Source organism: Streptomyces sp. SPB074 (assembly GCF_000154905.1).
Lineage (GTDB): Bacteria > Actinomycetota > Actinomycetes > Streptomycetales > Streptomycetaceae > Streptomyces.
Map to the genome: position 1 here is coordinate 135511 of NZ_GG770539.1, position 5201 is coordinate 140711.

The window sequence follows — 5201 nt, forward strand, 5'->3', positions numbered from 1 at the left end:
AAAAAAAAAAAAAAAAAAAAAAAACCGCCTTCACATGTGCGTGTGCCGGGAGGCGCGGGCGCGCGGGTTCAGCGCGTCATCTCCTCGCGCAGCGCCGCGAGGAAGCCGTCCACGTCGTCCTCGGTCGTGTCGAAGGCGCACATCCAGCGGACGGAGCCGGCGGCCTCGTCCCAGTAGTAGAAGCGGTAGCGCTTCTGGAGGCGTTCGGTCACCTCGTGCGGGAGGCGGGCGAAGACGCCGTTGGCCTGGACGGGGTAGAGGATCTCGACGCCCTCGGTCGCACGGACCCCGGCGGCGAGGCGCTGGGCCATCGCGTTGGCGTGGGCGGCCGAGCGCAGCCACAGGCCGTCGGCGAGGAGCGCCTCGAACTGGGCGGAGACGAAGCGCATCTTGGAGGCGAGCTGCATCGAGAGCTTGCGCAGGTGCTTCATGTGCCGGATGCCGTCGGGGTCGAGGACCACGACGGCCTCGCCGAAGACCATGCCGTTCTTCGTGCCGCCGAAGGAGAGCAGGTCCACGCCCGCGTCCGTGGTGAAGGCGCGCACCGGGACGCCGAGGGCCGCCGCCGCGTTGGCGAGGCGGGAGCCGTCGAGGTGGACCTTCATGCCGCGCTCGTGGGCGTGCGCGCAGATCGCGGCGATCTCCTCGGGCGTGTACAGCGTGCCGAGTTCGGTGGACTGGGTGATCGAGACGGCCTGCGGCATCGCGCGGTGCTCGTCGTCCCAGCCGTACGCCTCGCGGTCGATCAGCCCGGGGGTGAGCTTGCCGTCCGGGGTCGGCACCGTGAGGAGTTTCAGCGAGGCGACGCGCTCGGGTGCCCCGCCCTCGTCCACGTGGATGTGCGCGGAGTCGGCGCAGATCACGGCGCCCCAGCGGTCGGTGAGGGCCTGGAGCGAGACGACGTTGGCGCCGGTCCCGTTGAACACGGGGAAGGCTTCGGCGCGGGGGCCGAAGAGGTCCCGCACGAGTACCTGGAGGTGCTCGGTGTAGGCGTCGCCGCCGTACGCCACCTGGTGCCCGCCGTTGGCGACGACGAGCGCGGCGAGGACCTCCGGGTGGGCGCCGGCGTAGTTGTCGCTGGCGAAGCCGCGTATCGCGGGGTCGTGGTGGCGGCGGGTCGCTGTGCCCGCCTGGTTCAGGGCTTCTTGGTCAGCCACAGACGCTGTCCGTTCACTTCCTGTGCGGGGCGGTCCCAGACGCCGGCCACGGCCTCGGCGAGGTCCTTGACGTCCGTGAAGCCCGAGAACTTCGCGCTGGGGCGTTCGGCGCGCATCGCGTCGTGCACCAGCGCCTTCACGACCAGGATGGCAGCCGCGGCGTTCGGGCCCGCCTCGCCCCCCGCCTCGCGGAAGGAGTCGGCGAGGGCGAGGGTCCACGCCTCGGCGGCGGCCTTGGCGGCGGCGTAGCAGGCGTTGCCCGAGGTGGGCTTCGACGCGCCGGCCGCGCTGATGAGGACGTAGCGGCCCCGGTCGCTGTGGCGCAGTGCCTCGTCGAAGGCGAGCGAGGTGTTCTGCACGGTGCGGATCAGGAGCTTCTCCAGGAAGTCCCAGTCGGCGAGGTCGGTGGTGTCGAAGGAGGAGGAGCCGCGCCAGCCGCCCACGAGGTGGACGAGGCCGTCGACGCGGCCGAACTCCTTGCGGATGCCCTCGGCCCACGCGGTCGTGGCGGGGCCGTCGAGCAGATCGACGGTGTCGGCGGTGACCGTCGCCCCGCCGTGCGCGTAGCGGGCCTGGTCGACGCCCTCGGCGAGGCGTTCGGGGTCGGCGTCGGCGCCGATCACGGTGGCGCCCGCCTGCGCGAGGCGCAGCAGGGTCGCGTGCCCGGCGGGGCCGCCCGCTCCGGCCACCGCGATGACAGCGCCCTCCAGCGAACCGTTCCCGGTGCTGTTCTCGATCCCGTCCATGCCGGTCACCTCCTGGCCGTCCTCACTCATGCGGCGGCGCTTTCCGGGCTCGTCGCCGTGATGCCGCGGGTCGCGGCGATCACGCGCTTCAGCTTCTTGGAAAGGGCCTCGTAGAACATGCTCAGCGGGAACTCGTCGGGAAGCACGTCGTCCACGAGTTTGCGCGGCGGCAGCGAGAGGTCGAGGGCGTCGGGGCCCTTGGCCCAGCGCGAGCCGGGGTGGGGTGCGAGATAGCGGGAGACCAGTTCGTAGCCGGCGAACCAGTGGACGAGCTTGGGGCGGTCGATGCCGTCGCGGTAGAGGCTCTCTATCTCGGTGCACAGGGCGTTGGTGACCTGCGGCGCCCGCTCCCAGTCGATCTTGAGCGTGTTGTCGGTCCAGCGGACGACGTCGTGCTTGTGGAGGTACGCGAAGAGGAGCTGGCCGCCGAGTCCGTCGTAGTTGCGGCTGCGCTCGCCCGTGACGGGGAAGCGGAACATGCGGTCGAAGAGGACGGCGGTCTGCACGTCCCGGGCCTGGGCGACGCCGTCGGCCTCCAGCTTGACGGCCTCCCGGAAGGCGGTCAGGTCGCAGCGCAGCTCTTCGAGCCCGTACATCCAGAACGGCTGCCGCTGCTTGATCATGAAGGGGTCGAAGGGCAGGTCGCCGTGGCTGTGGGTGCGGTCGTGGACCATGTCCCACAGGACGAACGCCTCCTGGCAGCGGTCCTGATCGGCGAGGAGGGCGCGGACGTCGTCGGGCAGCTCGATGCCGAGGACGCCGACGGCGGCCTCGCTCACGCGGCGGAAGCGGGCGGCCTCGCGGTCGCAGAAGATGCCGCCCCAGGAGAAGCGCGCGGGGGCCTCGCGGACGGCGATCGTCTCGGGGAAGAGGACGGCCGAGTGGGTGTCGTAGCCGGCGGTGAAGTCCTCGAAGGCGATGCCGCAGAAGAGCGGGTTGTCGTAGCGGGTGCGCTCCAGCTCCGCGAGCCAGCCGGGCCAGACCATGCGCAGGGCGACGGCCTCGAAGTTGCGGTCGGGGTTGCCGTTCTGCGTGTACATGGGGAAGACGACGAGGTGTTCGAGGCCGTCCTCGCGGCGCGCTGCGGGCTGGAAGGCGAGCAGCGAGTCGAGGAAATCGGGCACCTGGAAGCCGTCGTCGGCCCAGCGGCGCAGGTCCCCCACGAGGGCTTCGAGGTAGGCGGCGTCGTGCGGTACGCGGGGGGCCAGCTCCTGGACGGCCGCGACCACGGCCTCGACGGCCTCGCGCACCTCCTCGGCGCGCGGCGCCTCCTCGGCGCCGAGGTCGACGGAGCCGTCCGCACGCTGCCAGGGACGGATGCGCTCGACGGCGGCCTTCAAGCGATTCCAGGCAGGCTGGTCGACAAGCCGCTCACCGGAAGCTTTTCGCCCCTCCCGGGCCGCCCGCTCAAGAATCTCCGTCATGCCACACCCTCCACAGAAGAAACCGCTGTACGGACCACCGTAAGCGTCCGGACGGGACACCGACAAGACCACCCCGGAAAATACTCCCGCACACCGCGCTGTACACCGACGTTTTTCCGGTGAACTTCGGGTTCATGCGCGTTTTCCACCGGTTTCTCGCGCGTCCGCTTTCTCGCGCGTCCGCGCGTCCGCCCCGGCTCCTCGGGGGCCGGTCACCTCCCGCAAGCCGGCGTCAACGGCGCTCCGGGGCGCGCCCACGGACGGGCGAGGTCATGCCAAGGGCGCCCGCCGCGGCGGTAGGACGCTCGGCGACACGTCCGTACCGCGACGCCCCGGAGGCCCCGTGACCCGCCGCACCCTCGTTCTCAGCGCCGTCGTGACCGGCGTCCTGCTCGGCATCAGCGGGCTGGACGCGCACGGACGCGCCGCCTCCCCGCCACCCGGCCGTCACACGGCAGGGCCTAGGGTCGAGCGGGACGCCCCCACGGAGACGTCCGGCGCCGAGCACCACGCGTCCGCCGCGCACCGCCCGCAGGGGCGCGAGCGCCGGGCGCCCGAACGGAAAGCGAGTCCACCGTGTCCTTCCTCGCCATCGGCCATCGCGGAGTGATGGGCGTCGAGCCGGAGAACACTCTCCGCTCCTTCGTCCGCGCCGAGCGGGAGGGGGTCGATCTCGTCGAGCTCGACCTGCACCTCAGCAAGGACGGCGCGCTCGTCGTGATGCACGACGCGGAGGTGGACCGCACGACCGACGGCAGCGGGCGCATCGCGGAGCGGACGCTCGCCGAGCTGCGGACGCTCGACGCGGGACGGGGTGAGCGGGTGCCGGTCTTCGAGGAGGCGCTCGACGTCCTGCACGGGCCGCTCCAGGCCGAGATCAAGGACGTCGCGGCGGCGCAGGCCCTCGCGGACGTGATGCGGGCGCGGGATCTCGTGGAGCGCGTCGAGGTGATCTCGTTCCACGACGAAGCGCTCGTGGAGATCTCGCGCCTCGTGCCCGGGGTGCGGACGTGCCTGGTCGCGAGCCGTTTCGGGCCCGAGGTGGTCGAGCGCGCCACGACGTGCGGGGCGATGGGGCTGGTGCTCAACATCCGGCGGCTGACGCTGGAGACGGTGGAGCGGGCGCGCGCGGCGGGGCTGCGGGTCACGGCATGGACGGTGAACACCCCGGAGCGCTTCGCGCTCGCCCGCGCGCTCGGGCTCGACGGCGTGACGACGGACGAGCCGGAGATCGTGCGGGCGGCGCACAAGGCGGCCTGAGCGGGCGATCGGGCGGGGACGGTCGGTTCCGCCGGCCCCGCTCGCCCGCGTCCTCGCCCGGCCCCGCTCAGACCAGCGGCTTGACCAGCAGCTCGAAGGCCAGTCCGGGGCGCTGCGGAAGGCCGAAGCGCTCGTCGTCGTAGGGGAACGGGGTCAGCTCACCGGTGCGGCGGTAGCCGCGCCGCTCGTAGAAGGCGATCAGCTCCTCGCGGGCCGATATCACCGTCATGTGCAACTCGGTGACACCCCAGTCCTCGCGGGCCATGCGCTCCGCCTCGGCGAGGACCGCCTTGCCGAGGCCCGCGCCCTGGAGCCCGGGGCGCACGGCGAACATGCCGAAGTAGCCGTGGCCCTCCCGGCGGGCCACCTGGCAGCAGGCGACGAGTTCGCCCTCGCGCTCGACGGCGAGCAGCACCGTGCCCGGCGTCTCCATGACCTCGCGCAGCGAATCCGGGTCGGTGCGCCGCCCCTGGAGCAGGTCCGCCTCCGTGGTCCAGCCCGCCCGGCTGCTGTCGCCCCGGTAGGCCGACTCGACCAGCGCCACGAGGGCGGGGACGTCGGCGGGGCCCGAGGGACGGAAGGCGATCGGGGCGGGGGCGGGGAGGGTCGTCATG

Annotated in this window: 5 protein-coding genes; 1 reads left to right on the forward strand and 4 read right to left on the reverse strand. The window is 72.3% G+C overall.

The features are described from left to right. Positions 1–68: 68 nt before the first annotated feature. From SSBG_RS00605 to SSBG_RS00615, 3 genes are read right to left on the reverse strand one after another with little or no spacing between them, the layout of a single operon-like run. Positions 69–1157: a threonine aldolase family protein gene (locus tag SSBG_RS00605; protein WP_050776676.1), complete on the reverse strand. Its 1089-nt coding sequence runs from the start codon at positions 1155–1157 to the stop codon at positions 69–71. Further along, positions 1136–1933, reverse strand: a complete 798-nt coding sequence (locus SSBG_RS00610; RefSeq protein WP_008744309.1) for an SDR family NAD(P)-dependent oxidoreductase — start codon at positions 1931–1933, stop codon at positions 1136–1138. The genes SSBG_RS00605 and SSBG_RS00610 overlap by 22 nt, the downstream gene beginning before the upstream one ends. Continuing rightward, the gene (locus SSBG_RS00615; protein ID WP_008744310.1) at positions 1930–3327 is read right to left on the reverse strand and encodes a DUF6421 family protein; all 1398 of its coding nucleotides are present in this window, start codon (positions 3325–3327) and stop codon (positions 1930–1932) included. The genes SSBG_RS00610 and SSBG_RS00615 overlap by 4 nt, the downstream gene beginning before the upstream one ends. A gap of 576 nt (positions 3328–3903) precedes the next feature. Between SSBG_RS00615 and SSBG_RS00620 the strand changes: the two genes are divergently transcribed. Next, positions 3904–4587 (forward strand): glycerophosphodiester phosphodiesterase, encoded by a 684-nt coding sequence (locus SSBG_RS00620; protein WP_008744311.1) that lies wholly within the window; start codon positions 3904–3906, stop codon positions 4585–4587. 67 nt (positions 4588–4654) lie between these two features. Here the strand turns inward: SSBG_RS00620 and SSBG_RS00625 are convergent, their stop codons facing one another. Further along, positions 4655–5200, reverse strand: coding sequence for a GNAT family N-acetyltransferase (locus SSBG_RS00625; RefSeq protein WP_008744312.1), 546 nt, complete (start codon positions 5198–5200; stop codon positions 4655–4657). Between the last annotated feature and the right edge of the window lies 1 nt (position 5201).

Coding starts and splice junctions, on each gene's coding strand:
- SSBG_RS00610 (WP_008744309.1), bottom strand. CDS start 1,933: ATGAGTGAGGACGGCCAGGAGGTGACCGGCATGGACGGGATCGAGAAC.
- SSBG_RS00615 (WP_008744310.1), bottom strand. CDS start 3,327: ATGACGGAGATTCTTGAGCGGGCGGCCCGGGAGGGGCGAAAAGCTTCC.
- SSBG_RS00625 (WP_008744312.1), bottom strand. CDS start 5,200: ATGACGACCCTCCCCGCCCCCGCCCCGATCGCCTTCCGTCCCTCGGGC.